Annotated in this window: 23 protein-coding genes; 8 read left to right on the top strand and 15 right to left on the bottom strand. The window is 64.3% G+C overall.

Going from position 1 to position 24,315, the window contains the following annotated elements; all coding sequences use genetic code 11:
• The first annotated feature begins 45 nt into the window (after nt 1-45).
• A complete protein-coding gene (locus tag AC2YJX_RS16450) occupies nt 46-378 on the top strand; it encodes a nuclear transport factor 2 family protein (RefSeq protein ID WP_487256663.1) in 333 nt (110 codons plus the stop codon).
• Nucleotides 375-1,157, top strand: a complete 783-nt coding sequence (locus tag AC2YJX_RS16445; RefSeq protein ID WP_487256662.1) for an SDR family oxidoreductase — start codon at nt 375-377, stop codon at nt 1,155-1,157. Before AC2YJX_RS16450 ends, AC2YJX_RS16445 begins: the two co-directional genes overlap by 4 nt.
• A gap of 77 nt (nt 1,158-1,234) precedes the next feature.
• On the opposite strand, the gene AC2YJX_RS16440 is transcribed toward AC2YJX_RS16445, so the two are convergent.
• The 3 genes from AC2YJX_RS16440 to AC2YJX_RS16430 form a co-directional block, all read right to left on the bottom strand.
• Entirely contained in the window at nt 1,235-1,747 is a 513-nt protein-coding gene (locus AC2YJX_RS16440; protein WP_487256661.1) for a DUF7482 domain-containing protein, read from the bottom strand.
• A 209-nt stretch (nt 1,748-1,956) separates the two neighbouring features.
• A complete protein-coding gene (locus AC2YJX_RS16435) occupies nt 1,957-2,397 on the bottom strand; it encodes a GNAT family N-acetyltransferase (protein WP_370641323.1) in 441 nt (146 codons plus the stop codon).
• Nucleotides 2,398-2,408: 11 nt separating this feature from the next.
• Nucleotides 2,409-3,278 carry a LysR family transcriptional regulator gene (locus AC2YJX_RS16430; protein ID WP_487256660.1) on the bottom strand — a complete coding sequence of 290 codons (870 nt, stop codon included), beginning with the start codon at nt 3,276-3,278 and terminating at the stop codon, nt 2,409-2,411.
• A gap of 185 nt (nt 3,279-3,463) precedes the next feature.
• Between AC2YJX_RS16430 and AC2YJX_RS16425 the strand changes: the two genes are divergently transcribed.
• Nucleotides 3,464-4,453, top strand: coding sequence for an NAD(P)H-quinone oxidoreductase (locus AC2YJX_RS16425; protein WP_436131203.1), 990 nt, complete (start codon nt 3,464-3,466; stop codon nt 4,451-4,453).
• A gap of 60 nt (nt 4,454-4,513) precedes the next feature.
• Here the strand turns inward: AC2YJX_RS16425 and AC2YJX_RS16420 are convergent, their stop codons facing one another.
• The 11 genes from AC2YJX_RS16420 to AC2YJX_RS16370 form a co-directional block, all read right to left on the bottom strand.
• Nucleotides 4,514-6,256: a phosphoethanolamine transferase gene (locus AC2YJX_RS16420; RefSeq protein ID WP_487256659.1), complete on the bottom strand. Its 1,743-nt coding sequence runs from the start codon at nt 6,254-6,256 to the stop codon at nt 4,514-4,516.
• A 35-nt stretch (nt 6,257-6,291) separates the two neighbouring features.
• The gene (gene fghA, locus AC2YJX_RS16415; protein WP_487256658.1) at nt 6,292-7,161 is read right to left on the bottom strand and encodes an S-formylglutathione hydrolase; all 870 of its coding nucleotides are present in this window, start codon (nt 7,159-7,161) and stop codon (nt 6,292-6,294) included.
• Between the two features lie 211 nt (nt 7,162-7,372).
• Entirely contained in the window at nt 7,373-8,491 is a 1,119-nt protein-coding gene (locus AC2YJX_RS16410) for an S-(hydroxymethyl)glutathione dehydrogenase/class III alcohol dehydrogenase (RefSeq protein WP_431152387.1), read from the bottom strand.
• 35 nt (nt 8,492-8,526) lie between these two features.
• Nucleotides 8,527-8,793 (bottom strand): metal/formaldehyde-sensitive transcriptional repressor, encoded by a 267-nt coding sequence (locus AC2YJX_RS16405; RefSeq protein ID WP_055402789.1) that lies wholly within the window; start codon nt 8,791-8,793, stop codon nt 8,527-8,529.
• 226 nt (nt 8,794-9,019) lie between these two features.
• Nucleotides 9,020-10,330 (bottom strand): citrate synthase, encoded by a 1,311-nt coding sequence (locus tag AC2YJX_RS16400; RefSeq protein WP_487256657.1) that lies wholly within the window; start codon nt 10,328-10,330, stop codon nt 9,020-9,022.
• 78 nt (nt 10,331-10,408) lie between these two features.
• The gene (locus AC2YJX_RS16395) at nt 10,409-10,729 is read right to left on the bottom strand and encodes an FAD assembly factor SdhE (RefSeq protein ID WP_055393121.1); all 321 of its coding nucleotides are present in this window, start codon (nt 10,727-10,729) and stop codon (nt 10,409-10,411) included.
• 18 nt (nt 10,730-10,747) lie between these two features.
• Complete coding sequence (locus AC2YJX_RS16390) at nt 10,748-11,452, bottom strand: succinate dehydrogenase iron-sulfur subunit (protein WP_055393124.1); 705 nt, start codon at nt 11,450-11,452, stop codon at nt 10,748-10,750.
• Between the two features lie 25 nt (nt 11,453-11,477).
• A complete protein-coding gene (sdhA, locus tag AC2YJX_RS16385; RefSeq protein ID WP_055393127.1) occupies nt 11,478-13,286 on the bottom strand; it encodes a succinate dehydrogenase flavoprotein subunit in 1,809 nt (602 codons plus the stop codon).
• A 29-nt stretch (nt 13,287-13,315) separates the two neighbouring features.
• Nucleotides 13,316-13,681 carry a succinate dehydrogenase, hydrophobic membrane anchor protein gene (gene sdhD, locus AC2YJX_RS16380; protein WP_055393129.1) on the bottom strand — a complete coding sequence of 122 codons (366 nt, stop codon included), beginning with the start codon at nt 13,679-13,681 and terminating at the stop codon, nt 13,316-13,318.
• 67 nt (nt 13,682-13,748) lie between these two features.
• On the bottom strand, nt 13,749-14,183 hold the full coding sequence (sdhC, locus tag AC2YJX_RS16375) for a succinate dehydrogenase, cytochrome b556 subunit (protein ID WP_487256656.1): 435 nt from the start codon (nt 14,181-14,183) through the stop codon (nt 13,749-13,751).
• Between the two features lie 133 nt (nt 14,184-14,316).
• Nucleotides 14,317-15,105, bottom strand: a complete 789-nt coding sequence (locus AC2YJX_RS16370; RefSeq protein ID WP_055393133.1) for a GntR family transcriptional regulator — start codon at nt 15,103-15,105, stop codon at nt 14,317-14,319.
• A gap of 214 nt (nt 15,106-15,319) precedes the next feature.
• On the opposite strand from AC2YJX_RS16370, the gene AC2YJX_RS16365 reads away from it, so the two are divergent.
• The 5 genes from AC2YJX_RS16365 (at nt 15,320) to AC2YJX_RS16345 (ending at nt 23,585) form a co-directional block, all read left to right on the top strand.
• A complete protein-coding gene (locus AC2YJX_RS16365) occupies nt 15,320-16,306 on the top strand; it encodes a malate dehydrogenase (RefSeq protein ID WP_055393136.1) in 987 nt (328 codons plus the stop codon).
• 14 nt (nt 16,307-16,320) lie between these two features.
• Nucleotides 16,321-17,388, top strand: coding sequence for an HpcH/HpaI aldolase/citrate lyase family protein (locus AC2YJX_RS16360; RefSeq protein WP_487256655.1), 1,068 nt, complete (start codon nt 16,321-16,323; stop codon nt 17,386-17,388).
• Between the two features lie 32 nt (nt 17,389-17,420).
• Nucleotides 17,421-18,050: a hypothetical protein gene (locus AC2YJX_RS16355; protein ID WP_431152389.1), complete on the top strand. Its 630-nt coding sequence runs from the start codon at nt 17,421-17,423 to the stop codon at nt 18,048-18,050.
• A gap of 127 nt (nt 18,051-18,177) precedes the next feature.
• Nucleotides 18,178-20,763: a bifunctional aconitate hydratase 2/2-methylisocitrate dehydratase gene (gene acnB, locus AC2YJX_RS16350; protein WP_055393150.1), complete on the top strand. Its 2,586-nt coding sequence runs from the start codon at nt 18,178-18,180 to the stop codon at nt 20,761-20,763.
• Between the two features lie 203 nt (nt 20,764-20,966).
• Nucleotides 20,967-23,585, top strand: a complete 2,619-nt coding sequence (locus tag AC2YJX_RS16345; RefSeq protein ID WP_487256654.1) for an ankyrin repeat domain-containing protein — start codon at nt 20,967-20,969, stop codon at nt 23,583-23,585.
• 163 nt (nt 23,586-23,748) lie between these two features.
• Here AC2YJX_RS16345 and AC2YJX_RS16340 read toward each other — a convergent pair whose 3' ends face one another.
• Nucleotides 23,749-24,312 carry a response regulator transcription factor gene (locus tag AC2YJX_RS16340; protein WP_121507064.1) on the bottom strand — a complete coding sequence of 188 codons (564 nt, stop codon included), beginning with the start codon at nt 24,310-24,312 and terminating at the stop codon, nt 23,749-23,751.
• Between the last annotated feature and the right edge of the window lie 3 nt (nt 24,313-24,315).

Below are 24,315 nucleotides of genomic sequence, written 5' to 3'. Positions count from 1 at the left end.
CCACCCGATGACTAGCCCATCGACCAACCCAAGGAGTTTGTCACCATGACCCCTTTGAGCCTCCCTGACGCCATTGCCGCCTACTTTGCGGCCGACCAACAAAAGAACGCTGAGGCCATTGCCCGGTGCTTCACGGCACAGGCCGTCGTCAAGGACGAGGGCCGCACCCATTCGGGCATCGACGCCATCAAGGCCTGGAAGGCCGCGGCATCGACAAAGTACACGTACACCACCGAACCCTTTGCGCTGCAGCAGAGCGACGGCCACCAGGTCGTCACCAGCCGCGTCGAGGGCAACTTCCCTGGTAGCCCGGTCGATCTGCGCTACCGCTTTCGCCTTGTGCGTGGCCTGATTGCGTCGCTGGAGATCACGGTATGAGCTTCGACCTTCAACTGCGCGGCCAGCGCGCACTCGTCACGGGCGGCACCAAAGGCGTGGGCGCTGCAGTGGTGCAGGCTTTGGTGGACGCCGGTGTGCAGGTGATGGCTACCGCGCGTTCAGCCCCTCCGCACCCGATTGGCGGCGTGCTGTACGTGCCTGCCGACGTCTCCACCGCAGAAGGCGCTGTAGAGGTTGTGCAGGCGGTGCTCACGCACTGGGGCGGCGTGGACATTCTGATCAACGTGGTGGGCGGCTCCAGCGCGCCAGGCGGGGGCTTTGCAGCGCTGGACGATGCGCAGTGGTTCAACGAACTGAACCAGAACCTGATGCCCGCCGTGCGCCTGGACCGCGCTTTGTTGCCCGCCATGCTGGCCAAGGGCGCGGGCGTCATCGTCCACGTCAGCTCCATCCAGCGCGTGCTGCCGCTGCCCGGGTCCACCACCGCCTACGCCGCTGCCAAGGCGGCCCTGTCCACCTACAGCAAGGCCTTGTCGAAAGAGGTCACGCCACAAGGCGTTCGCGTGCTGAGCGTCTCGCCCGGCTGGGTCGAAACCGAAGCCGCCGTCGCCCTGGCCGAGCGCGTGGCCACCCAGGCGGGCACGGACTACGAAGGCGGCAAGCGGATCATCATGCAGTCGCTGGGCGGCATCCCGCTGGGCCGCCCCGCCAGACCGCAAGAGGTGGCCGACCTGATCACGTTTTTGGTGTCACCGCGTGCGGGAGCGATATCGGGCTCGGAGCATGTGATTGATGGGGGCACGGTGCCGACGGTTTAGAGGCGCAGCAATGCGGCTTCTCACATCAGCCCTCGTGGAACGCCAGGAACTGACACCCGGTTGAGCTGCGGCCCGTCTTACCGCACCCCTGCCAGGCCCCCGCCACCGACAGCCCGCGTTACGGGGCAGTTGATGACGATATCGGTGACTTCGAGCGAGACCAGGCCTTTTTCTTCGGCAGCCAATAGCTCCTCCTCCGATGTCAGCTCGGGCCCCGGATCGTGTGTCGTTCTCGTCACCAGGACGAGGCGCCACAGTGGGCTGTAGCTTCGGTCCGTGTTCGCCGCGCCCACGGGATGTGGCGCAGATTGAAAGATGCTGATCTGTTCGCCCTGCGAGAATTTGTACACACGCTCCAGCACCGAGGGGCGCGCGGCGATGGCGTCGCGCAGGCGAGGGACATGGTTCACACCGGCGGCCTCCGCCATGGCGCCGTCCGAGATGTCTGTCGTGATGTATTCCACCTGTCGCCCGTCAACCCAGGCACGATGCAGTGGAAGTACCGTTTCTGTCCGTCCGGCATCAAAACGGGGCCCCGCGCATCCGATGAGCAGAACCACGGATGCAATGGCGATGGTGAGACGAATCAAGTGCGACGCTCCTGGTGAGGCTGAACGTTGATCCTGAGCAGCATGTGGTGGCTATCCGACGTGAGTCGGCTCGTGCGACGGATGGGAGTGCTGGCGCATGGTGCTGCCATTTTGCCCAAGCGACGTCTGACTCCAAGAAGCAAAAAAAACCCCGGCGAGCGGATCCAATCAGTGGGTTGAGGCTGTCGCGTCCCCGTCATAGGGCCTGCCTAAACCAGCACATCCCGAATAGCCACGTCCTTGTCAAACTGTGCCTTGGCAAACGGGCACAGCGGGACCACTTTGGTACCCGTAGCCCGCGCCCACAGCACCAGCGCGTCGAGCAGTGCGCGTCCGACACCTTGCCCGCTGAGTGATGGATCTACCTCGGTGTGGTCCACGATGACCATCGTGGCGTTGGTGCGGCTGTAGGTCATCTCGGCCAGGCGCTGGCCGCTGTTCTCGATGGTGAAGGCGCCTTTGGCGTCTTGCTCCTGGTGCTGGATGGTGTGCTGCATGGGGTGGTGAATGAAGCAGATGGAATAGGTGCCGGAGTATGGCGCAGCAGGTATTGCCGCCGCTGACCGATTGATGAATGGGTTGCTTCTTCGGTCGGTCGGCCAGTTCAGGTTTGCTGATGCTTTGGTTGCGAAGGCAGCGCCAAGCAGCATGCCGTTTTCCGCTACGCCTGACCAAATGCCTCCGACAGAAACTCTGCCGTGGCGCGGACGCGGGCGGTGCGCTGCAGGTCGGGGTGCATGACTTGCCAGACCTCGTAATCGGTGGTGCGGCGGCGTTGGGGCCAGATGCGGACCAGGCCTTCGCGCTCGCCCATCCACACCGGCATTTCACCCAGGCCAATGCCCGCTGCCACCGCCTTGCGCACCAGCAGGCTGGAGCGCACGGCCATGGCGATGCGGGCCTGGCGGGCGGGCACACCGGCCATGGTCAGAAACGGGCTGTGCTCCAGGTAGGGGCCATAGGCCACCAGGTGGTGGCCCCGCAGCTCGTCGTCGGGCACGGGTTCGCCAAAGTGCTCGATATAGCCCGCGCTGGCAAACAGGCCCACCGGCCATGACACCACGCGGCGCACGATCAGGTCGGGCGTCTCCGGGCGGACGTTGCGAAACGCTATGTCCACCTGCCTGCGGCTGAGGCTGAGCAACTGGGTGGAGACCTCCAGGTCCACACGGATGTGGGGCCAGTGCCGCTGCAGGCGCTCGACGGCGGGCAGCAGCAGGTCGATGGCGATGGAGTCGGTACTGGTGACGCGCACGATGCCGCCGGGGTTTTCGTCCTGGCCTTCGATTTTGGTGCGCAGGTCGAGGGCTGCGCTTTCCATGCGGCGGGCGGCTGCCAGGGCCGTTTCGCCTGCTGGCGTGAGCAGGTATCCATCTTTGGCACGCAGGAACAGCTTGGCGCCCAGCTCGGCCTCCAGTGCATTCAGCCGCCGCCCCACGGTGGCCTGGTCGATGCCCAGGCTGCGCGCGGCGGCGCGCAAGGAGGGAGCTCTTGTCAGCGCGAGAAAGACGCGGGTGTCGTCCCAGTTCATGGTGGTGTTCATCCTGAGGTGGTGATGCAATTTTGCATCACTAAAGAGCGAAATTGCTGCGTTTGAATTGTGTGTTGGCGCTGTAACCTTGCAAGCCTGAATGACATTTTTGAGGACTGCAACCCATGCCCACCGCTTTGAGTGAACAACATCCCGCCACTGTGCAGACCGCCGTACCACCCACCATGCAGGCCATCGTGTTCGACGACTTCGGTGGGCCTGAGGTGCTGGTGGCCCGGGAGGTCCCGACCCCCGAGGTGCGTCCGCACGACCTGTTGGTGCGCAACGCCTCCATCGGCGTGAACCGCGCTGATCTGTTGCACCGCAAGGGGGCTTACGGTCGCGCCTACTTTGGCGATGCGGACACCATGGGGCTGGAGATCGCGGGCACGGTGGTCGAGGTGGGCCCGCTGGTGCGCGGCTTTGCCGTGGGCGACCGTGTGATGGGCATTGTGGGCGGCGGGGCCTACGCCGAGCTGTCGCGCATCGACCACCGCATGGCCATGCATGTGCCGGAGGGCCTGGGCCTGGTGGCAGCGGGTGCGGTGGCGGAGGTGTTTGTGACTGCACACGAGGCGCTGTTCCACCTGGCCAACCTGCAGGCGGGCGAGTCGGTGCTGATCCACGCAGCCGCAGGCGGCGTGGGCTCGGCGGCGGTGCAACTGGCGAAAGCGGCGGGCGCACGGGTGTTTGGCACAGCAAGCGGTGACAAGCGCGATGCAGTGCTGGGCTTTGGCGCAGATGTGTTCATTGATTACCGCAGCGAGGACTTTGCGGCCGTGGTGGCGCAGGCAACGGACGGCAAAGGTGTGGACGTGGTGATCGACTTCATTGGTGCGCCATACTTGGAGCGCAACGTGCGGTCGTTGGCCGTGGGCGGGCGCATGGTGGCCGTGGGCTTGCTGGGTGGTGCGCAAGGCGCCACGTTGCCGATGGACGCCGTGCTGTACCGCCATCTGCAGATCTTTGGCACGGTGATGAAGTCGCGCCCGCCCGAGGTCAAGCAGGCCATGGTGCAGCGCTTTGCCGAGCGGTGGCTGCCTGCGCTGGCGGCCGGTGCGATCTGGCCGGTGATTGACAGCACCTACCCGTTGGCAGATGCCGCGCAGGCCCACAGTCGCATGGAATCTGGCGTCAACGTCGGCAAGATTCTGCTGCTGCCAGGGGCGGCGTGAGGCGCGCAGAAGTTCATTGTTGCGGTTGGGGCATGGCGCCCGGGCAGGCCCGACTCCGCGTCAGCCCGCCGCTCTGGCCGCCCCTGCCGCCTGTCGGCAACCTGCAAACATGTCCAGCCCCGCGCTGTACGCCCCAGTCTTCACATCCATCAGCCCCAGCACCGAGTGAAAGTAGTTGTCGTGGGTGATGCGCCGCTCGGCCAGCTCGTGCTGCAGGCAGCCGGTGGCGACCTGGGTGCGCGCCTGCATGGCGGGCGAGAGCCAGGTGATCCACGGCACATGCTTTTGCACGTCGGGCGCAATGGAGTAGGGCAGGCCGTGCAGGTAGAGGTTGTTCTCGCCCAGTGATTCGCCATGGTCTGCTGCATAAATCATAGCTGTTTGCGCTTTGCTATCCTGCGCTGTGAGCCATTTGAGCACTGAATCGAGGAAAAAGTCCGTCTCCACGACGCTGTTGTCATACGCGTTGACGACCTGCTGGCGTTCACACTCCTGCAGGGAGGTGGATGTGCATTCGGGGCCAAACTTCTTGTTGTCGGGCGCCGAGCGTTTGTAGTACGCGGGGCCGTGGCTGCCCATCTGGTGCAGCACGACCACGGTGCCGCGCTGGCGCTGTTCGGCGGGCAGGGCGGCGATGCGGGTGTCCAGGTCTTGCAGCATCACGCGGTCCAGGCATTCGCCGCCGGGGCACAGGGCGGGGTCTGGCGTCGGGCTTTTTGGCGCGCTGGTGAGGGTCTCGCCAATGCGGTCGCACACGCCTTTGCAGCCAGACTGGTTGTCTACCCACAGCACGGCCAGGCCTGCGTGGTGCAGCACGTCGATGAGGCTTTCAAAGTTGGCAGCGCGCGCTTCGTAGCCCGTGCGGCCCAGGTGCGAGAACATGCAGGGCACCGATGCTGCGGTGCTGGTGCCGCACGACCAGGCGTTGCGGGCGCTGACGAGGTCCGTGCGGGCCGCGAGCAGCGGTGTGGTGTTGCGCTCATAGCCGTTGATGCCGAAGTTGCCGCTGCGGCCGGTTTCGCCCAGCACCAGCACCAGCAGCGGGGGCTTGGCCTGGCCCGCATAGCTGGCGCCCAGTTGTGCATCGCGCCCCAGGGGCAGCAGCTTGCTGGTGTCCATGCGCAGGGGCTTGGTGGCGATGTTGCCCAGCGCGTACACGCTGTTGAGCGGGTTGATCAGGTAGCGCAGCTTGGTGTGGTTGCGCATGGTCGATGCAAAGTCCTGGAACACCAGCAGCAGGCACACCACGATGACGGCGATGGCGCCCGCCAGCAGCAGCCCGTTGTGCGCCGCGTGGCGCAGGGTGCTCAGCCGCAACACGGGGCGGCGCAGCAGCCACCACAGCGGTGGCACGGCCAGCGCCAGCACGGTGGCCAGCATGCGCCAGTTGAGCAGGTCACCCGCCTCTTTGACGTCCGTTTGCAGCACGTTGGTGAGCATGCTGGCGTCAATGGCCACGCCGTAGGCCAGCATGAAATACGCGCCAAACGCAGCCATCACCACCAGCACGGTGGCGGCGGGCTTGAGCGTCCAGCGCCAGGCCAGCAGGCTCAGCAGTGCGGCATTGCCCGCTGCCACGATGAGCGCAAACGCGATGGCAAAGCCCCAGCCGCGCAGGCTGCCCTGGCCCGGCAACTGCGCCACCTCGCGCCACAGCGGCACATTGCAGGCCGTGGCCAGCCAGGTGCTGATGAGCACCACCACCCAGGCGGGGTGCAGGTGGCGTGTTGCGGTGGAAACGGGCCGGGGCGCGGTGCCCGTGGCCAGGTGGGGAAGCAGCAGGCGCTGCAGTATCAAAGGCATGGGGCGCACTGTGGCGCCCGAGGCTTAAGGCCGCATTAACGTTCGGACTGCGGCAGCAGGTTTCTGGCGTGGTGCGCCAGGTGGTCGGCCATGAAGGTCTGGATGAAGTAGTAGCCGTGGTCGTAGCCCGCGTGGCGGCGCAGGCTGAGCGGCTGGCCGATGGCCTGGCACGCAGCTTCGAACAGGTGTGGGTGCAGTTGGTCGGCCAGAAACTTGTCGGACAGGCCTTGGTCGATGAGGATGCCCGCTGGGTACGGCGCGACCGGCTGGTGCTGCATGAGCACCGTGGCGTCGTGCTCGATCCAGCCCGTGCGGTCTGCGCCCAGGTAGCCCGTGAAGGCTTTCTCACCCCATGGGCACTGGGTGGGCGCGCAGATGGGTGCAAAGGCCGACAGGCTCTGGAACCGGCCTGGGTGGCGCAGCGCCAGCGTGAGCGCGCCATGCCCGCCCATCGAGTGGCCGGTGATGCCCAGGCGGGTGCCGTCGATGGGCAACTGGGCTGAGACCAGCGGCAGCAGCTCTTTCAGAAGGTAGCTCTCCATGCGCCAGTGGGTGTGCCAGGGCGCTTGGGTTGCGTCCAGATAAAAGCCTGCGCCCGCGCCAAAGTCCCAGCTCTCGGCCTCGCCCGGCACGTTGGCGCCACGCGGGCTGGTGTCGGGCGCGATGAGTGCCAGGCCCAGCTCGGCCGCCAGGCGCTGGGCACCGGCCTTGACCATGAAGGTTTCTTCGGTGCAGGTCAGCCCCGCCAGGAAGAGCAGGGCGGGCACGGGCCCTTGCTGCGCCTGCGGGGGCAGGAACACCGAGAACTTCATCGGCAGCCCGATTTCGGTGGAGGCGTGCTGGTAGAAGCGCTGCTCGCCGCCAAAGCAGGCGTGGCTGCTGAGGGGTTCCAGGGAGGTGGTCATGGTGGATGCTCTGAAAATAATAGCTGCTAGCGCTTGATGGATAAGCGCTGGAGGTCTTCTCTGCTCGAATTGGAAATTGACCTTAGACCGAGCCCGTTTGCCCTGAGCCTGTCGAAGGGTTGGTGGCAAGGCGTGCCATGGCTTCGACAGGCTCAGCCCGAACGGGTAAAGGGGCGTTCGGGCGTCTCAAACGTTGGCTGCTCTGCAGGGCTCAGGCCACCGCGTATTTAACGACGGAGCGGATCGACTTGCCTTCGTGCATCAAATCAAACGCTTCGTTGATGTCCTTGAGGCCCATGGTGTGCGTGACAAACGGCGCGAGCTGGATCTTGCCCGCCATCGCGTCTTCGACCATGCCGGGCAGCTCGCTGCGGCCCTTGACGCCGCCGAACGCCGTGCCCATCCACTTGCGGCCGGTGACGAGCTGGAAGGGGCGGGTGCTGATCTCTTGCCCCGCACCGGCCACGCCGATGATGACCGACTGGCCCCAGCCGCGGTGTGCGCATTCGAGGGCGGCGCGCATCACGTTGACGTTGCCGATGCACTCAAAGCTGTGGTCCACGCCCCAGGTTGTCATCTCCACGATGACCTGCTGGATCGGCTTGTCGAAGTCCTTGGGGTTCACGCAGTCGGTGGCGCCAAAGGTGCGGGCCAGGTCGAACTTGGACGGGTTGGTGTCCACGGCGATGATGCGCCCGGCCTTGGCCAGCTTGGCGCCTTGAATGACCGCCAGGCCGATGCCGCCCAGGCCGAACACGGCGACCGTATCGCCCTCTTGCACCTTGGCAGTGTTCTTGACGGCGCCCAGGCCCGTGGTCACGCCGCAGCCCAGCAGGCAGACCTGTTCGGGGTTGGCGTTGGAGTTGACCTTGGCGAGCGACACCTCGGCCACCACGGTGTATTCGCTGAAGGTGCTGCAGCCCATGTAGTGGTAGATGGGCTGGCCGTTGTAGCTGAAGCGCGTGGTGCCGTCGGGCATCACACCCTTACCCTGTGTGGCGCGCACGCTCACGCACAGGTTGGTCTTGCCGCTCTTGCAGAACAGGCACTCGCCACATTCGGCGGTGTAGAGCGGGATCACATGGTCGCCGGGCTTCACGCTGGTCACGCCTTCGCCCACTTCCACAACGATGCCAGCGCCTTCATGGCCCAGCACCACGGGGAACAGGCCTTCGGGGTCGTCACCGCTCAGGGTGAAGGCGTCGGTATGGCACACACCGGTGTCGGTGATCTTGATGAGCACTTCGCCCTTCTTGGGCGGGGCCACGTCGATCTCGACGATCTGCAGGGGTTCTCCGGCTTTGAAGGCGACGGCGGCACGGGATTTCATGGGGTGTTCCTTTCGGTCAATCGGATGGGGACGGTCTATTTGAGGTAGGAGCGAAGCAACGCCAGTGTTTCGTCAATGGCCTGCTGCGACGGTGCTGGTTTTTCCGCCAGCGTCTCGCGCACATGGCTGTCGAGCAGGTCGGCCATCAGCCCGTGCACGGCGCCGCGCATGGCGGCCAGCTGCTGCAGGATGGGGGCGCAGTCGCTGCCCGCCTCCACGGCGCGCTCCAGCGCCTCGGCCTGGCCCTTGATGCGGCGCAGGCGGGTGATGGCGCGTTGCTTGTCTTCGGGGGTGTGGGGCATGGGCTGCGGGTGTGGGGTGCGGGTGCTGCCTGTGTACTGGGTGGCAGTATAAAAGATAGCCCCATACTGGTCGCGCGGTAGGCCGTTAAAAAACCTTTTAACTAGGGGGGAGTATGTGTACCCAGCGGGGCCTGTCCTTGGTGTGGCGCCCATGAAAAAAGCCCGCAGGCACAAGGCCTGCGGGCTTGGGGAGGGGCGGACGGCGCGCTGGGCGCCGTGCCAGCGATCAGCGGCTGGCCAGTGGGGGCACGTCGCGGCGCACGGAGCCGGTGAACAGCTGGCGGGGGCGGCCGATCTTGTACTCGGGGTCGCCAATCATTTCGTTCAGCTGGGCGATCCAGCCGACGGTGCGGGCCAGGCTGAAGATGCCGGTGAACAGGTTCACGGGGATGCCGATGGCGCGCTGCACGATGCCGGAGTAGAAGTCCACGTTCGGGTAGAGCTTGCGCTGCACGAAGTAGTCGTCTTCCAGGGCGATCTTTTCCAGTTCCTTGGCCAGCTTGAACAGCGGGTCGTTTTCCAGGCCCAGCTCGGCCAGCACTTCATTGCAAGTCTCTTGCATGAGCTTGGCGCGGGGGTCGTAGTTCTTGTACACGCGGTGGCCAAAGCCCATGAGCTTGACGCCGGAGTTCTTGTCCTTGACCTGCTTGATGAAGTCGCCGATCTTTTCCACGCCGCCTTGGGCCTGGATGTCGTACAGCATGTTCAAGGCAGCTTCGTTGGCGCCACCGTGGGCAGGGCCCCACAGGCAGGCCACGCCAGCGGCGATGGCAGCGAACGGGTTGGTGCCCGACGAGCCGCACAGGCGCACCGTGGAGGTCGAAGCGTTCTGCTCGTGGTCAGCGTGCAGGATGAAGATGCGGTCCAGTGCGCGCTCCAGCACGGGGTTGACCTTGTACTCTTCGCAGGGCGTACCGAACATCATGCGCAGGAAGTTGCCGGCATACGAGAGGTTGTTCTGCGGGTACATGTAGGGCTGGCCCATGCCGTACTTGTAGGCCATGGCGACCAGCGTGGGCATCTTGGCGATCAGGCGGATGGCGGCGATCTCACGGTGCTGCGGATTGTTGATGTCCGTGCTGTCGTGGTAGAAGGCCGACAGGGCGCCCACCAGGCCGGTCAGCACGGCCATGGGGTGCGCGTCACGGCGGAAGCCACGCAGGAAGAACTGCATCTGCTCGTTGACCATGGTGTGGTTGGTCACGCGGCTCGTGAAGTCGGTCTTCTGCGCTGCGTTGGGCAGGTCACCGTACAGCAGCAGGTGGCAGGTTTCCAGGAAGTCGCAGTTTTCAGCCAGCTGCTCAATGGGGTAGCCGCGGTACAGCAACTCGCCCTTGTCGCCGTCGATGTAGGTGATGGCGGACTGGGTGGCTGCCGTTGACAGGAAGCCTGGGTCATAGGTGAACATGCCCGTCTGCGCATACAGCTTGCGGATGTCGATGACATCCGGGCCAATGGTGCCCTGGTAGACCGGCAGGTCCACGCTGGGACCGCCGTTACTGAACGACAGGGTGGCTTTGTTGTCAGCTAGCTTCATTGTTACTTTCCTTAGGTTTGCCGATGATCATCCGGTCTGGTGGGGCTGGGATCTTTTCAGAGCGAGAAAACCCGCTCGTCAGGTGCCCAGCACGGGGGTGCCGCCGCTTTCCCGCAGCATGCCCAGCACTTCATGCACCTCGGGCGCATCCAGCGTCTCACTGGGTTCCTTGCGGCAAAGCAGCAGGTCCAGGAGGTCGTTGTCGGCGAGGTCCATCAGGGCCGCAAGGCCCTGGGCGTGGCGCTGGTTCAGCTCAGGCTCGAAACGGGTGAAGAACTGTTCGATGAACAGATCGTTTTCCAGCAGGCCGCGCCGGCAGCGCCAGTGCAGCTTGCTGAGTTCGCGTTCCGTCAGCAGCGGCGAGGCTGCCGAGGGGGCGGTGGTGGCGGTTGCACCCATGGCGGTCCTGGGCCCCGGTCAGATGGCGCGACGCACCATCAGTTCCTTGATCTTGCCAATGGCCTTCGTGGGGTTCAGGCCCTTGGGGCACACGTCCACGCAGTTCATGATGGTGTGGCAACGGAACAGGCGGTACGGGTCTTCGAGGTTATCGAGGCGCTGGCCGGTGGCGTCATCGCGGCTGTCGGCGATGAAGCGGTAGGCCTGCAGCAGTCCGGCAGGGCCCACGAACTTGTCGGGGTTCCACCAGAAGCTGGGGCAGCTCGTGGAGCAGCTGGCACACAGGATGCACTCGTACAGGCCGTTGAGCTCTTCGCGCTCTTCGGGAGACTGCAGGCGCTCGCGGTCGGGTGGAATCTGCTCGTTGATCAGGTAGGGCTTGATCGAGTTGTACTGCTTGAAGAACTGCGTCATGTCCACGATCAGGTCGCGGATCACGGGCAGGCCGGGCAGGGGCTTGAGAACAATCGTGCCCTTCAGGGTATTCATGTTCGTCAGGCACGCCAGGCCGTTCTTGCCATTGATGTTCATCGCGTCGGAGCCACAGACGCCTTCGCGGCACGAACGGCGGAACGATAGCGTGGGGTCCTGCTCCTTGAGCTTCATCAGGGCGTCCAGCAGCATGCGTTCATGGCCGTCGAGTTCGATCTCGATGGTCTGCATGTAAGGCTTGGCGTCCTTGTCCGGGTCGTAGCGGTAGATTTGGAATGTGCGCTTTTGCATGGTTCTTCTCTCGTGGGGCTACTGTTTAGAACGTACGGACCTTGGGGGGCACGCTGTCCACCGTCAGGGGCTTGAGGTTGACCGGCTTGTAGGCGAGGCGGTTGCCTTCGCTGTACCACAGGGTGTGCTTCATCCACTCCTGGTCATTGCGGCCCAAGGGGAACTCGGCGTGGTCGGCTGGGTGCTCGTAGTCGTACACGGTGTGGGCGCCACGGCATTCCTTGCGCGCGGCGGCCGACACCATGGTGGCCTGCGCCACTTCGATCAGGTTGTCCACTTCCAGCGCTTCGATGCGGGCGGTGTTGAACACCTTGGACTTGTCCTTCAGCGTCACGTTGGCCACGCGGCTGCGGATCTCGGCGATCTTCTTGACGCCTTCGTCCATGCTGGCCTGGGTGCGGAACACGCCGGCATGCTGCTGCATGGTGGAGCGGATGTCGCCTGCCAGGTTTTGCGCGTAGATGCCTTCGTTCGACTTGTCGAGCTGGTTCAAGCGCTCCAAGGTGCGGTCGGCCGCATCCTTGGGCAGGGGCTTGTGCTCCTTGTTCTTGTTGTTGAACTCGACGATGTGGCGGCCAGCGGCCTTGCCGAACACCAGCAGGTCCAGCAGCGAGTTGGTGCCCAGGCGGTTGGCGCCGTGCACCGACACGCAGGCGCATTCGCCCACGGCGTACAGGCCGTTGACCACTTCGTTGTTGATGCCGTTGGCTTGTGCAACCACCTGGCCGTTGATGTTGGTAGGCACGCCACCCATCTGGTAGTGGATGGTGGGCACCACAGGAATAGGTTCCTTGGTGATGTCCACGTTGGCGAAGTTGACGCCGATTTCGTACACCGAAGGCAGGCGCTTATGGATGGTGTCTGCACCCAGGTGGTCGAGCTTGAGCAGGATGTAGTCCTTGTTGGGACCGCAGCCGCGACCTTCCTTGATTTCCTGGTCCATGCAGCGGGACACGAAGTCGCGCGGGGCCAGGTCCTTCATGGTGGGCGCATAACGCTCCATGAAGCGCTCGCCGTTGCTGTTGAGCAAAATAGCGCCTTCGCCACGGCAGCCTTCGGTCAGCAGCACGCCGGCGCCGGCCACGCCGGTGGGGTGGAACTGCCAGAACTCCATGTCCTGCAGAGCAATGCCGGCACGTGCCGCCATGCCCAGGCCGTCACCGGTGTTGATGAAGGCGTTGGTCGATGCCGCAAAGATGCGGCCAGCACCGCCGGTGGCCAGCAGCACGGTCTTGGCTTCCAGGATGTACAGGTCGCCGGTTTCCATTTCCAGGGCGGTCACGCCCACCACGTCACCGTCGGCGTCGCGGACCAGGTCCAGCGCCATCCATTCGACGAAGAAGTTGGTCTTGGCCTTCACGTTCTGCTGGTACAGCGTGTGCAGCATGGCGTGGCCAGTGCGGTCGGCAGCGGCGCAGGCGCGTTGCACGGGCTTTTCGCCATAGTTGGCGGTGTGGCCGCCAAAGGGGCGCTGGTAGATGGTGCCGTCGGGGTTGCGGTCGAACGGCATGCCGAAGTGTTCCAGCTCATACACCACCTTGGGTGCTTCGCGGCACATGAACTCGATGGCGTCCTGGTCGCCCAGCCAGTCGGAGCCCTTGATGGTGTCGTAGAAGTGGTAGTGCCAGTTGTCTTCGGACATGTTGCCCAGCGATGCGCTCACGCCGCCTTGTGCAGCCACGGTGTGCGAACGGGTGGGGAAAACCTTGGACAGCGAGGCCACGTTCAGGCCTGCGCGGGAGAGTTCAAGCGCGGCACGCATGCCGGAGCCGCCTGCGCCGACGATGACGACATCGAACTTGCGGCGGGTGATGTTAGCGTTGGTGTAGCTCATTATTTTTTGCCTTCAGTCGCGGGGATCAATCAGAGACGCCACAAAACCTGGATACCCCAGCCGGCACAGCCGACCAGCCAGACGATGCTGAACACCTGCAGTGCCAGGCGCAGGCCCACGGGCTTGATGTAGTCCATCAAGACTTCACGCAGGCCGATCCAGGCGTGCCAAGCCAGTGCAACGATCACGGAGAAGGTCAGCACCTTCATCCACTGGGCCGAGAAGATACCGGCCCATTTGTCGTAGCCGATGGGGCCTTTGGAGAAGATCACCTGGGCCAGCAGTGCCAGGGTGAACAGGGCCATCAGGACTGCCGTGACGCGCTGGCTGAGCCAGTCGCGCAGGCCATAGTGGGCGCCGACGACGACGCGCTTGGAACCGTAATTGACGGACATGGGAATTTCCTCTCGTTCTTCGGCGGGCACTGCCTGGCAGCAGCCGCCGCTTTTTGGGGTTGATCGATCAGTACAGGCCGAAAAGCTTGGCGCCCAGCACCAGGGTCAGCGTGATGCTGATGGCCAGGACGACAAAGGCCGAGGACTTGCCGAATTCCTTGTTCACGGCGCTGTGGCTCACGTCCATCCACAGGTGGCGCAGGCCGGCGGTGAAGTGGTGCAGATAGGCCCAGATCAGTGCCAGGGCCACCAGTTTGATGAACCAGCCGGGCACGAAGCCAATGCCGATGTTGAAAGCCGCCGAGAACCGGGCGAACGAGATTTCAGACGACACCGAGGTGTCGAACATCCAGATGATGAAAGGCAGCAGCAGGAACATGATCAGCCCGCTGCCGCGGTGCAGGATCGAAACCCACGCTGCAGGAGTCATGCGGTAGGTGGTCAGGTCCTTGAAGGCATTGATGTTGCGGAATTCAGGCCGTTTTTTGGCGAGTTCTGTCATGTTGTGTGCTTTCGTGGATGTAACTGCTTTGTAATTTGAAGATGCAAAGAACGCAAAATTCTATTGCAACGCAACAAGAAGGGTTTGCTCCAGCCCGAATGTTCTACGTTTCCGCTCAGTTGCCAGGGTGGTGTCAGCTCAGTTCGTTACGGTAATGGTGCGTGTCGGTCAGGTACAGGCCGCGCCGTAACTCCATCGGAACGTCGTTGTAGGTGTAGGCGATGCGCTCCACGCTCAGCAGCGGCGTGGCCTGTGGGATCTGCAGCATCGCCGCCTGGTCGGCATCGGGCAGTACGGCACGTATTTTCTCCTCGGCACGTACCATGCGTACGCCGAAGTCGAGTTCAAACATGGCGTAAGTAGGGCCTTGGTAGTTGGCCAGTTGTTCGGCCGTCAGCCCTTTGAAAGCCTGGCCGGGCAGCCAGATGTCTTCCAGGATGGTGGGTACGCCTGCGAATGACAGGACTCGCCGCGCCTGGACCACCGGGTCGGCGCTGCGCAGTGCCAGTGCGCGCGCAACGTCAGCGCTGGCACGCACACGCCGACAATCGATCACCTTGCGCTGTGCAGGGCCCTCCACGCGGACGTCTCCCGTGTCGGGCATGAGCTTGAGAAAACGGTACTGCACATGCTGCTCGGCATGGGTGGCCACAAAGGTACCCTTGCCCTGGCGCCGCATCACGAGGTTTTCGGCCGCCAGCTCGTCAATGGCCTTGCGCACCGTGCCCTGGCTCACGCGAAAGCGTGCAGCCAGCTCCATCTCGCTGGGGATGGATTCGCCCGGTTTCCACTCGCCCTGTTGCAGACTTTGCAGGATGAGCCCTTTGATCTGCTGGTACAGCGGGCTGAACGCGGGCGTGGCAGAGCCCGTGCCTGCCAAAGGCTGCGCAGGGTTGTCGGCGTTGAGCGGAAGCGAGGACATGGCGATCGGGAGAAGGGCGGGCCGCACACGAAGTGATACGCGGGCTGTGTCGGGGTGTAATCATATCTTATATAAGACATAAGACAAATTGACCGAGGTGTCCAATCAGCGGTACACTCCAAGGCTGTTTTGCGGGGCACGGGCTGCTGGTAACAGGCGCTGGTGCTTGCGTTGCACTCACACCTGTTTTCCTCACTTCCCTGGAGTTTTCACCATGAGCAAGAAGCCTGTTCGCGTCGCCGTCACCGGTGCCGCTGGTCAAATTGGTTACGCCCTGCTGTTCCGCATCGCCTCCGGCGAAATGCTGGGCAAGGACCAGCCCGTCATCCTGCAATTGCTCGAAGTGCCTGTCGAAGGCCCCCAGAAGGCGCTCAAGGGCGTGATGATGGAACTGGACGATTGCGCGTTCCCCCTGCTGGTGGGCATGGAAGCCCACAGCGACCCCATGACCGCTTTCAAGGACGCCGACTACGCCCTGTTGGTCGGTTCGCGCCCCCGTGGCCCGGGCATGGAACGCGCCGAACTGCTGGCTGTCAACGGCGCCATCTTCACGGCACAGGGCAAGGCCCTGAATGCCGTGGCTTCGCGTAACGTGAAGGTGCTGGTCGTCGGCAACCCTGCCAACACCAACGCCTACATCGCCATGAAGTCGGCCCCCGACCTGCCACGCAAGAACTTCACCGCCATGCTGCGCCTGGACCACAACCGCGCTGCCAGCCAGATCGCAGCCAAGACCGGCAAGGCCGTGGCGGACATCGAAAAGCTGACCGTCTGGGGCAACCATTCGCCCACGATGTACGCCGACTACCGCTTCGCCACCATCAACGGTGAAAGCGTCGCCAAGATGATCAACGACCAGGAATGGAACGCCAACACTTTCCTGCCCACCGTGGGCAAGCGCGGCGCTGCCATCATCGAAGCGCGTGGCCTGTCGTCGGCTGCTTCGGCTGCCAACGCCGCCATCGACCACATGCGTGATTGGGCCCTGGGCACCAACGGCAAGTGGGTCACCATGGGCATTCCTTCGGACGGCCAGTACGGCATCCCCAAGGACACCATGTTCGGTTTCCCCGTGACGTGCGAAAACGGCGAGTACAAGATCGTTGAAGGTCTGGAAATCGACGCGTTCTCGCAAGAGCGCATCAACATCACGCTGGCTGAGCTGCAAGGCGAGCAAGACGGCGTCAAGCACCTGCTGTAAACCAGGTGAGCGCCATGCAGCCGACGCCACAGGCATCGGGCCTTCGGGCCGCCCGGGTCCCCGCGCAGGGGCAGGGCGCTGCGCCATCCCATCCACGCGATGTGTTGCTGGGCGCCCAGGCGCAGACAGGCTTCCTGCCGGTCTGTGACCACTACAGCGGCGTCGAAGCGCGCATGCGCAAGAGCCTGCAGCTGCAGGCCGAGATGACGCAGGAGTTCGGTACCTGCGTCTTTGATGTCACCCTCGATTGCGAAGACGGCGCCCCCGTCGGCCTTGAACCCGACCACGCCCGGCTGGTTGCCCGTCTGGCCCTGGGCGCTGCACCCGGTGCCCGCGTGGCCGCCCGGGTCCACGCGGTGGACCACCCGGCATTCGCCAACGATGTCGCCACGATAGCGGGCGAAGCAGGCCATCGGCTCAGCCACATCATGGTTCCCAAGGTGGAATCTGTGGACGACGTACTGGCAGCGGAGCGGGCGCTGGAGAAAGCCTCTGCCGCCCCGGTACCGATCCATGTCCTCATCGAATCCCCTGCTGCGGTGCACCGTGCTTTTGAAATCGCAGCCCACCCGCGCGTGCAGAGCCTGAGTTTTGGCCTCATGGATTTTGTGTCGGCCCATGGTGGCGCCATCCCTGCGCATGGCATGACTTCGGCGGGGCAGTTTTCGCACCCACTGGTGGTGCGTGCCAAGCTGGAGATTGCCGCTGCCTGCCATGCCCACGGCAAGGTGCCATCGCACTGTGTGGTGACGGAGTTCTCCGATACGGTGGCCATGCAAGGCGCCGCCAGCCGTGCCGCGCGCGAGCTGGGCTATACCCGCATGTGGAGCATCCATCCCGCACAGATCCGACCCATCCTGCAGGCGTTTGCGCCTCAGCAGGATGACATCGAAGTTGCTTCAAAAATAATAGCTGCTGCCGCAGATTCTGATTGGGCTCCCATCAGCTTTGAAGGCACGTTGCACGACCGCGCCAGTTATCGCTTTTACTGGCAGGTGCTGGAGCGCGCCCACCGTACCGGGCGCACACTTCCTCTTGCCGTGCGCCATTGGTTTGGCGCGTCGGCCTCCGTTCCGTTGTGAACATTCCTGAATTTTTCCACGCAGGACCTCCCATGAAATCCTTTATCGCCTCTGCCCTGATGCTGCTGGCTCCAGCCCTCGCCCTGGCGCAAACCCCTGCCAAGACCGAAGCAAAACCCGAGACCAAGGCTGCCGCCAAACCTGCAGCAAAGCCCGCTGCCAAGCCCGATACGAAGTCTGCCAAGGCTGCGGACAAGGCGCCTGCCGCCAAGAAATCTTCGGTAGCCAAAACCGAAGGCACCAGCAGCCGCAGCCAGCTCAAGAGCGCGGCGAACCAGGTGGCCACCGGCATCATTGCTGCCGAAGCCGCGCTGTCCCCCGAAGAACTGGCCATTGCCGAACGTGTGCACGTGGGCCGCATCCCCTGCGAACTCGGTGCCTTTGTCACCGTGACCGCCGAGCCTGCGAGCCCAGGCCACTTCCATGTGGAAGGCAAGGGCTTCAAGTACTTCATGGCCCCCGTCGCTACCACCACGGGCACGGTGCGCCTGGAAGACCAGAAGGGTGGCGCCGTCTGGCTGCAGATCGCCAACAAGTCCATGCTGATGAACCAGAAACTGGGTCAACGCCTGGCCGACGAATGCATGAGCCCGCAGCAGGTGGTGGTGGCCGAGGCCATCAAGAAAAACCCGCCCGTGAGTGTGCTGGAACCCCTGAAGTAAGTCCTTCACCAGCGCAGCGCCACAGAGAAGAAAACCGCACGACCCCGCGCATGCAGGCGCCCCGGCTATCGAAAAACGCCGCCGCGCTGCACGCCGCCCCACTTTAGAACGCAACCGGAGAAAAATGATGTTGAAAGCCTACCGTGACCACGTGGCCGAGCGCGCCGCCCTCGGCATCCCGCCCCTGCCGCTGACTGCCAAGCAGACCGGCGAGCTGATCGAGCTGCTCAAGAACCCCCCTGCGGGCGAAGAAGCCACGCTGGTCGACCTGATCACGCACCGAGTGCCTGCCGGTGTGGACGACGCCGCCAAGGTCAAGGCCAGCTACCTGGCTGCCGTGGCGCACGGTACTGAGGTGTGCACGCTGATTGGCCGCGAGCGCGCCACGCAGCTTTTGGGCACCATGCTGGGCGGCTACAACCTCACCCCCCTGATCGACCTGCTGGACGACGCTGCGGTGGCCTCCGTCGCCGCCGAAGCGCTCAAGAAGACGCTGCTCATGTTCGATCAGTTCCATGACGTCAAGGAGAAGGCTGACAAGGGCAATACCTTCGCCAAGGCCGTGCTGCAAAGCTGGGCCGATGCCGAGTGGTTCACCAGCCGCCCCGAAGTGCCCCAGAGCATCAAGCTCACCGTGCTCAAGGTCACTGGCGAAACCAACACCGACGACCTGTCGCCCGCACCTGACGCTTGGAGCCGCCCCGACATCCCGCTGCACGCGCTGGCCATGCTCAAGAACAAGCGCGACGGCATCACGCCCGAAGAAGACGGCAAGCGCGGCCCGGTGAAGTTCATCGAAGACCTGCGCGCGCGTGGCAACCTGGTGGCCTACGTGGGCGACGTGGTCGGCACGGGTTCGAGCCGCAAGTCCGCCACCAACAGCGTGCTGTGGTTCACGGGCGAAGACATCCCGTTCGTGCCCAACAAGCGCTTCGGCGGCGTGTGCCTGGGCAGCAAGATTGCGCCCATCTTCTACAACACCATGGAAGACGCTGGTGCACTGCCCATCGAACTGGACGTGAGCCAGATGCACATGGGCGACGAGATCGAACTGCTGCCCTACGCTGGCAAGGCGCTCAAGGACGGTAACGTGATTGCCGAATTCGAAGTCAAGAGCGAAGTCCTGTTCGACGAAGTGCGTGCCGGTGGCCGCATTCCGCTGATCATTGGCCGTGGCCTGACTGCCAAGGCCCGCGAAGCCCTGGGCCTGCCGCCTTCCACGCTGTTCCGCCTGCCGCAAGTGCCTGCCGCCACCGGCAAGGGTTTCACGCTGGCCCAGAAGATGGTCGGCCGCGCCTGCGGACTGCCCGAAGGCCTGGGTGTGGTGCCCGGCACCTACTGCGAACCCCGCATGACCTCGGTGGGCTCGCAGGACACCACCGGACCCATGACCCGCGACGAACTCAAGGACCTGGCCTGCCTGGGCTTCAGCTCCGATCTGGTGATGCAGTCCTTCTGCCACACGGCTGCGTACCCCAAGCCCGTGGACGTGAAGATGCACCACGAGCTGCCTGACTTCATCAGCACGCGCGGCGGCATCTCGCTCAAGCCTGGCGACGGCATCATCCACAGCTGGCTCAACCGCATGCTGCTGCCCGACACGGTGGGCACTGGCGGCGACTCGCACACGCGTTTCCCCATCGGCATCAGCTTCCCTGCAGGTTCGGGCCTGGTGGCATTCGCAGCAGCCACGGGCGTGATGCCCCTGGACATGCCTGAATCGGTGCTGGTGCGCTTCAAGGGCCAGATGCAGCCCGGCGTCACGCTGCGTGACCTGGTGCACGCGATTCCCCTGTACGCCATCAAGCAAGGCCTGCTCACAGTGGCCAAGCAGGGCAAGAAGAACATCTTCTCGGGCCGGATCCTGGAAATCGAAGGCCTGCCTGACATGAAGGTCGAGCAAGCGTTCGAACTGTCTGACGCCTCGGCCGAGCGCTCTGCCGCTGGCTGCACGGTGCGCCTGAACAAGGAACCCGTGATCGAGTACATCAACTCGAACATCGTGCTGCTCAAGAACATGATCGCCCAGGGCTATGCCGACGCGCGCACCATCGGCCGCCGCATCAAGGCCATGGAAGCCTGGCTGGCCAACCCCCAACTGCTGGCACCTGATGAAGATGCCGAGTACGCGGCCGTCATCGAGATCGACCTGGCCGAGATCACCGAGCCCATCGTCTGCTGCCCCAACGACCCCGACGACGCCAAGACGCTGTCGGACGTGGCGGGTGCTGCCATCGACGAAGTGTTCATCGGCTCGTGCATGACCAACATCGGCCACTTCCGTGCAGCCTCCAAGCTGCTCGAAGGCAAGAAGGACATCCCCGTCAAGCTGTGGATGGCCCCGCCCACGAAGATGGATGCGCACCAGCTCACCGAAGAAGGCCACTACGGCGTGTTCGGCGCGGCCGGTGCCCGCATGGAAATGCCCGGCTGCTCGCTGTGCATGGGCAACCAGGCGCAGGTGAAGGAAGGCGCTACCGTGATGTCCACCAGCACGCGCAATTTCCCCAACCGTCTGGGCAAGAACACCAACGTGTACCTTGGCTCGGCCGAACTCTCGGCCATCTGCTCCAAGCTGGGTCGCATTCCTTCCAAGGAAGAGTACCTGGCAGACATCGGCGTCATCAACCAGAACGGCGACAAGATCTACAAGTACATGAACTTCGACCAGATCGCCGAGTTCAAGGAAGTGGCAGACGGCGTGACCGCCTGATCCTTCCCCTCGGGGATGGATGGACCAGCAAAAAGCGGCTCTTCGGAGCCGCTTTTTTTTGGCGCTGGATGTTTGTTGCAAACCACGCAATCGCCAAGCCATGCCACGGCGTGTCACGCAATGGACGCGTGTTTGTCACGCAAATGTCATGATTTCGTCGCTATGCTCCAGCCATAAAAACAAAACGAAATGGGGGGACATCCATGGCAAGAGAGAAAAACAATGCCGACAAGACCAGCAGCGTAGGGGCACGCCTCGCGGCGCTGCTGATCAGCGCGGTCTTCGCTCTGGGGTTTGGGTTGGGCGGCTACCACGCCGGGCTCAAGCCCCTCGCCCGTACGCTCGATACTGCCCTGCAGGTGCGTGGCTGGCAGCCTGTGCAGGCCGAAGTCCTGTCGGCTGAACTCAAGACGCACCACAGCAGCGATGGCGCCACCTACGAAGTGCAGGCCCGCTACCGCTATCAGGTGGCGGGCAAGGCCTACGAAGGCACCCGCGTCGGCCTGGACGCGCGGGGCAACAGCGACAACATCGACGACTGGCCACGGCAGTGGGCGGGGCGTCTTCAGAGCGCGCAGGCACGGGGGCAGGGCATCACGGTCCTGGTCAATCCCAACAATCCGTCGCAGTCGCTTATCGATCCCACCATCCGCTGGTCGCTGCAGATTTTCCGCATTCCGTTTGCCCTGGTTTTTACCTTGGTGGGGCTGGTGGCGGCCTGGTTTTTTCTGCACACCCTGCTGGGTCTGGCCAGGGCCGGGGGGACATCGCCGGAAGCTGGCAGGGGCGGCCTGCAGCCGGGCTCGTCGCCCACCAGCTTGTTCGCGAAGGGCGCTTCCGGCACTTCGGTGGGTGCCATCTGGTTTTTCACCATCTTCTGGTGCGGTATTGCGTTCCCTATGGCAGCCCTGCTGTGGACCCAATCCAGCGCCCCCTGGTTTGCCAAGGCCTTCATCTCCCTCTTCGTGATGATCGGCCTGGGGCTGGTGGCCCTGTCGGTGCGCCATACCCACATGGCCTGGCGCTACGCGGGCGCAGAGCTGACCGCACTGCCCACAGTCCCGCGTGCGGGCCACCCGGTCGAGATGACACTGCTCCTGCCCGAGCGTGCCGCCGCCTACCAGCAGGGCCAGCAGTTGCAACTGCGCCTGGCCCAGTACCGGGTGGATGAATCGAGCTCCGGTTCGCCGGAGCGTTGTGTGGAGTCTTTCTCTGAAACCGCGCGCGTGCAGCCCACGGCCGATGGCGGACTGCGGCTGACGGCCCGTTTTGACCTGCCACCCGACGCACCCCCGCACGGCGCGCAGCGCTCTGGTGAACGTGTGGACTGGCGGCTGGAGTTGCTGCGCACCCCGGGCGGGGATGTAGAGCTGACCTACGACGTGCCCGTGCAGGCAGCCCCACAGGCGTTTGGTCACGAGCAGGCCGATCGCTTTGACCGGCGCGCTATCTGGAAGAAAGTGACCCCCATCGCGCCCGCTGATCCGGCCCACGGAGAAGGAGAAGCGGGCCTGGATGGTGAGGGCGCCTTGCTCCTGCCCGCTTCCGTTACGCTGCTGGAGACTCCGCATGCGTGGCAGTTTGAATTCAGCCGTCGCGGCTGGCGCTGGGCTGCAGGCCTGGTGCTGGCGGGTCTTGTGGTGGAGGCCTTCCTGAACGGCCGCTTCGGCTCTGGCGGCATCGCATTGCCACACTTCTTTGTGGCCACCGGCGCCTGGTGGCTGCTGGTTGCCTTTGTCCTGCAGGCTGCCACCTGCCGCTGGACCCTGTCTGTGCGGGATGAGGGCCTCACCGTGCGCCGCTACTCTGCGCTGTGGTCGCGGGCAGACGCCCTGCCCGGACAGGCCAGCCAGAGCCTGGTGCACAAGCTGCTGTATTCCACCGGCAGCGGCGCCAGCGAGACCCCTTACTTCGCTGTCTATGCGCGCGAGCGCAATGGCACCCTGGTTCGGTTGACCCCCGGCGTCAGTGGCGAAGGGGCTGCCACTGCGTTGGGCCAATCCATCGCGCGGGCCTGGTCGCACCGCCGGGACCATTTCAGCCCTGGCGCACAGCGGCCTGCCCGCGCCGTGCATTCGCGCCCGGCCTGGGGATTGCTGCTGCTGGCAGTTGCTCTGGCCTGGTGGATCTGGGGGGCGTCCCTTGTCGGCCTGGTGCGCCCGGCTCTGCCCGGGCCATCGGCTGCGCCCGTCGCCGCCGCCGTACAGCCACCTGCGTCGTATTCTGCAGCGGACGACGCGCTGCTCGACGCGCAGGACGCCGGTGATGCCCGGGCCCTGGGCGCAGCCCTGGCAGCAGGCGCCAACCCCAACCTGCTCGCGCCCAGCGGCTCGTCCGTGCTCATGCTGGCGGCCCACCGGGGGCAGCTGGAACACATCGAGCTGCTGTTGCAGGCTGGTGCCCAGCCCGACCTTCGCCAGACACACAAAGACAGCGAGCGTGGAGACACTGCGTTGTTGCGCGCCTTCTATGGCGGCCACCTCGCTGCCGCCCAACGCCTGGTGCAGGCCGGGGCCAGCCTGGCGGCCCGCAACCGGTGGGACTGGGGCCCGGCGCATATGGCGGCGCAAAGTGGTTGTGTGCCTTGTTTGCAGTGGCTGGCCGGACAGGGGCAGCCCCTGGACGAGCCTGCGCCCGCAAGCCGGGGCGAGACGCCTGCGATGCTGGCTGCTGCCAAAGGGCACATCCAGACGCTGGAGTGGTTGGAGGTGCGGGGTGTGGACCTTTGGCGCAAAGACCCGCATGGCAAGAATGCGCCGGATTGGGCGCGGTTTGGAAAGCAGCAAGAGGCGGAGCACTGGCTGGTGCAGCGCCAGCGCTGATGTGAGGCCAGGCCTCAGGCGCAAAGGGTGTCTATGGATGGGCTGAGGCGGTTGATGGCTGCTCTCATGGGGTTTGCTATAAAAAAGATAGCTAACAATGAAGCCCTTTAAGCGCTAGCAGCCAATTATTCTTGAAATATTGAGCCCTGGTTCCGGTGCCCGCCTAACGAACCTGTTTCTTTTCCAGCTTGCGGGTCAGGGTGCGGCGGTGCATGCCCAGGCGCCTTGCCGCTTCCGAGAGATTGAAGCCGGTTTCTGCCAGCACCTCGTTGATGCGCTCCCATTCCAGCGTCTTGATGGAACTGGAGCGGTTGGTCAGCTCCACTTCGGTGTTGCCCGCCTTCAGGCCAAAAGCGGCCTCGATGTCGTCGGTATTGGACGGCTTGGCGAGGTAGTGGCAGGCGCCCAGTTTCACGGCCTCCACGGCGGTGGCGATGCTGGCAAAGCCGGTCAGCACCACGATCAGCATGTCTTCGCTGGCGGCATGCAGCTTTTGTACGCAGGCCAGGCCCGAGGCTTCGCCCTTGAGCTTGAGGTCCACCACCGCAAAACCGGGCGTGTGTTGTGCGAGCAGGGTTTCGACCTCGGGCAGGCTGGCAGCCTGCAGCACGCGGTAGCCGCGCCGTTCGAAAGAACGGGCGAGCGTGCGGGCAAAGGCCTCGTCGTCTTCCACGATGAGCAGCAGGGGTTGCGCTTGTTCTCGTTCTTCGTCGTCGGTAGGGCTCATGGC

Source organism: Acidovorax sp. SRI_002 (genome assembly GCF_057586455.1).
The sequence above is the reverse complement of the archived record's forward strand: the minus strand, read 5'-3'. Positions and strand labels throughout refer to the sequence as shown.

Excerpts from the sequence above, each read along its gene's own strand:
- AC2YJX_RS16420 (WP_487256659.1), bottom strand. The coding sequence starts at position 6,256 with ATGCCTTTGATACTGCAGCGCCTGCTGCTTCCCCACCTGGCCACGGGC.
- AC2YJX_RS16365 (WP_055393136.1), top strand. The coding sequence starts at position 15,320 with ATGAGCAAGAAGCCTGTTCGCGTCGCCGTCACCGGTGCCGCTGGTCAA.
- AC2YJX_RS16355 (WP_431152389.1), top strand. The coding sequence starts at position 17,421 with ATGAAATCCTTTATCGCCTCTGCCCTGATGCTGCTGGCTCCAGCCCTC.
- AC2YJX_RS16400 (WP_487256657.1), bottom strand. The coding sequence starts at position 10,330 with ATGAAGCTAGCTGACAACAAAGCCACCCTGTCGTTCAGTAACGGCGGT.
- sdhC (WP_487256656.1), bottom strand. The coding sequence starts at position 14,183 with ATGACAGAACTCGCCAAAAAACGGCCTGAATTCCGCAACATCAATGCC.
- AC2YJX_RS16360 (WP_487256655.1), top strand. The coding sequence starts at position 16,321 with ATGCAGCCGACGCCACAGGCATCGGGCCTTCGGGCCGCCCGGGTCCCC.
- AC2YJX_RS16405 (WP_055402789.1), bottom strand. The coding sequence starts at position 8,793 with ATGCCCCACACCCCCGAAGACAAGCAACGCGCCATCACCCGCCTGCGC.
- AC2YJX_RS16395 (WP_055393121.1), bottom strand. The coding sequence starts at position 10,729 with ATGGGTGCAACCGCCACCACCGCCCCCTCGGCAGCCTCGCCGCTGCTG.
- AC2YJX_RS16340 (WP_121507064.1), bottom strand. The coding sequence starts at position 24,312 with ATGAGCCCTACCGACGACGAAGAACGAGAACAAGCGCAACCCCTGCTG.
- AC2YJX_RS16430 (WP_487256660.1), bottom strand. The coding sequence starts at position 3,278 with ATGAACTGGGACGACACCCGCGTCTTTCTCGCGCTGACAAGAGCTCCC.
- sdhD (WP_055393129.1), bottom strand. The coding sequence starts at position 13,681 with ATGTCCGTCAATTACGGTTCCAAGCGCGTCGTCGTCGGCGCCCACTAT.
- AC2YJX_RS16345 (WP_487256654.1), top strand. The coding sequence starts at position 20,967 with ATGGCAAGAGAGAAAAACAATGCCGACAAGACCAGCAGCGTAGGGGCA.
- AC2YJX_RS16410 (WP_431152387.1), bottom strand. The coding sequence starts at position 8,491 with ATGAAATCCCGTGCCGCCGTCGCCTTCAAAGCCGGAGAACCCCTGCAG.
- fghA (WP_487256658.1), bottom strand. The coding sequence starts at position 7,161 with ATGACCACCTCCCTGGAACCCCTCAGCAGCCACGCCTGCTTTGGCGGC.
- AC2YJX_RS16450 (WP_487256663.1), top strand. The coding sequence starts at position 46 with ATGACCCCTTTGAGCCTCCCTGACGCCATTGCCGCCTACTTTGCGGCC.
- AC2YJX_RS16445 (WP_487256662.1), top strand. The coding sequence starts at position 375 with ATGAGCTTCGACCTTCAACTGCGCGGCCAGCGCGCACTCGTCACGGGC.
- acnB (WP_055393150.1), top strand. The coding sequence starts at position 18,178 with ATGTTGAAAGCCTACCGTGACCACGTGGCCGAGCGCGCCGCCCTCGGC.
- AC2YJX_RS16370 (WP_055393133.1), bottom strand. The coding sequence starts at position 15,105 with ATGTCCTCGCTTCCGCTCAACGCCGACAACCCTGCGCAGCCTTTGGCA.
- AC2YJX_RS16435 (WP_370641323.1), bottom strand. The coding sequence starts at position 2,397 with ATGCTGCTTGGCGCTGCCTTCGCAACCAAAGCATCAGCAAACCTGAAC.
- AC2YJX_RS16390 (WP_055393124.1), bottom strand. The coding sequence starts at position 11,452 with ATGCAAAAGCGCACATTCCAAATCTACCGCTACGACCCGGACAAGGAC.
- sdhA (WP_055393127.1), bottom strand. The coding sequence starts at position 13,286 with ATGAGCTACACCAACGCTAACATCACCCGCCGCAAGTTCGATGTCGTC.
- AC2YJX_RS16425 (WP_436131203.1), top strand. The coding sequence starts at position 3,464 with ATGCAGGCCATCGTGTTCGACGACTTCGGTGGGCCTGAGGTGCTGGTG.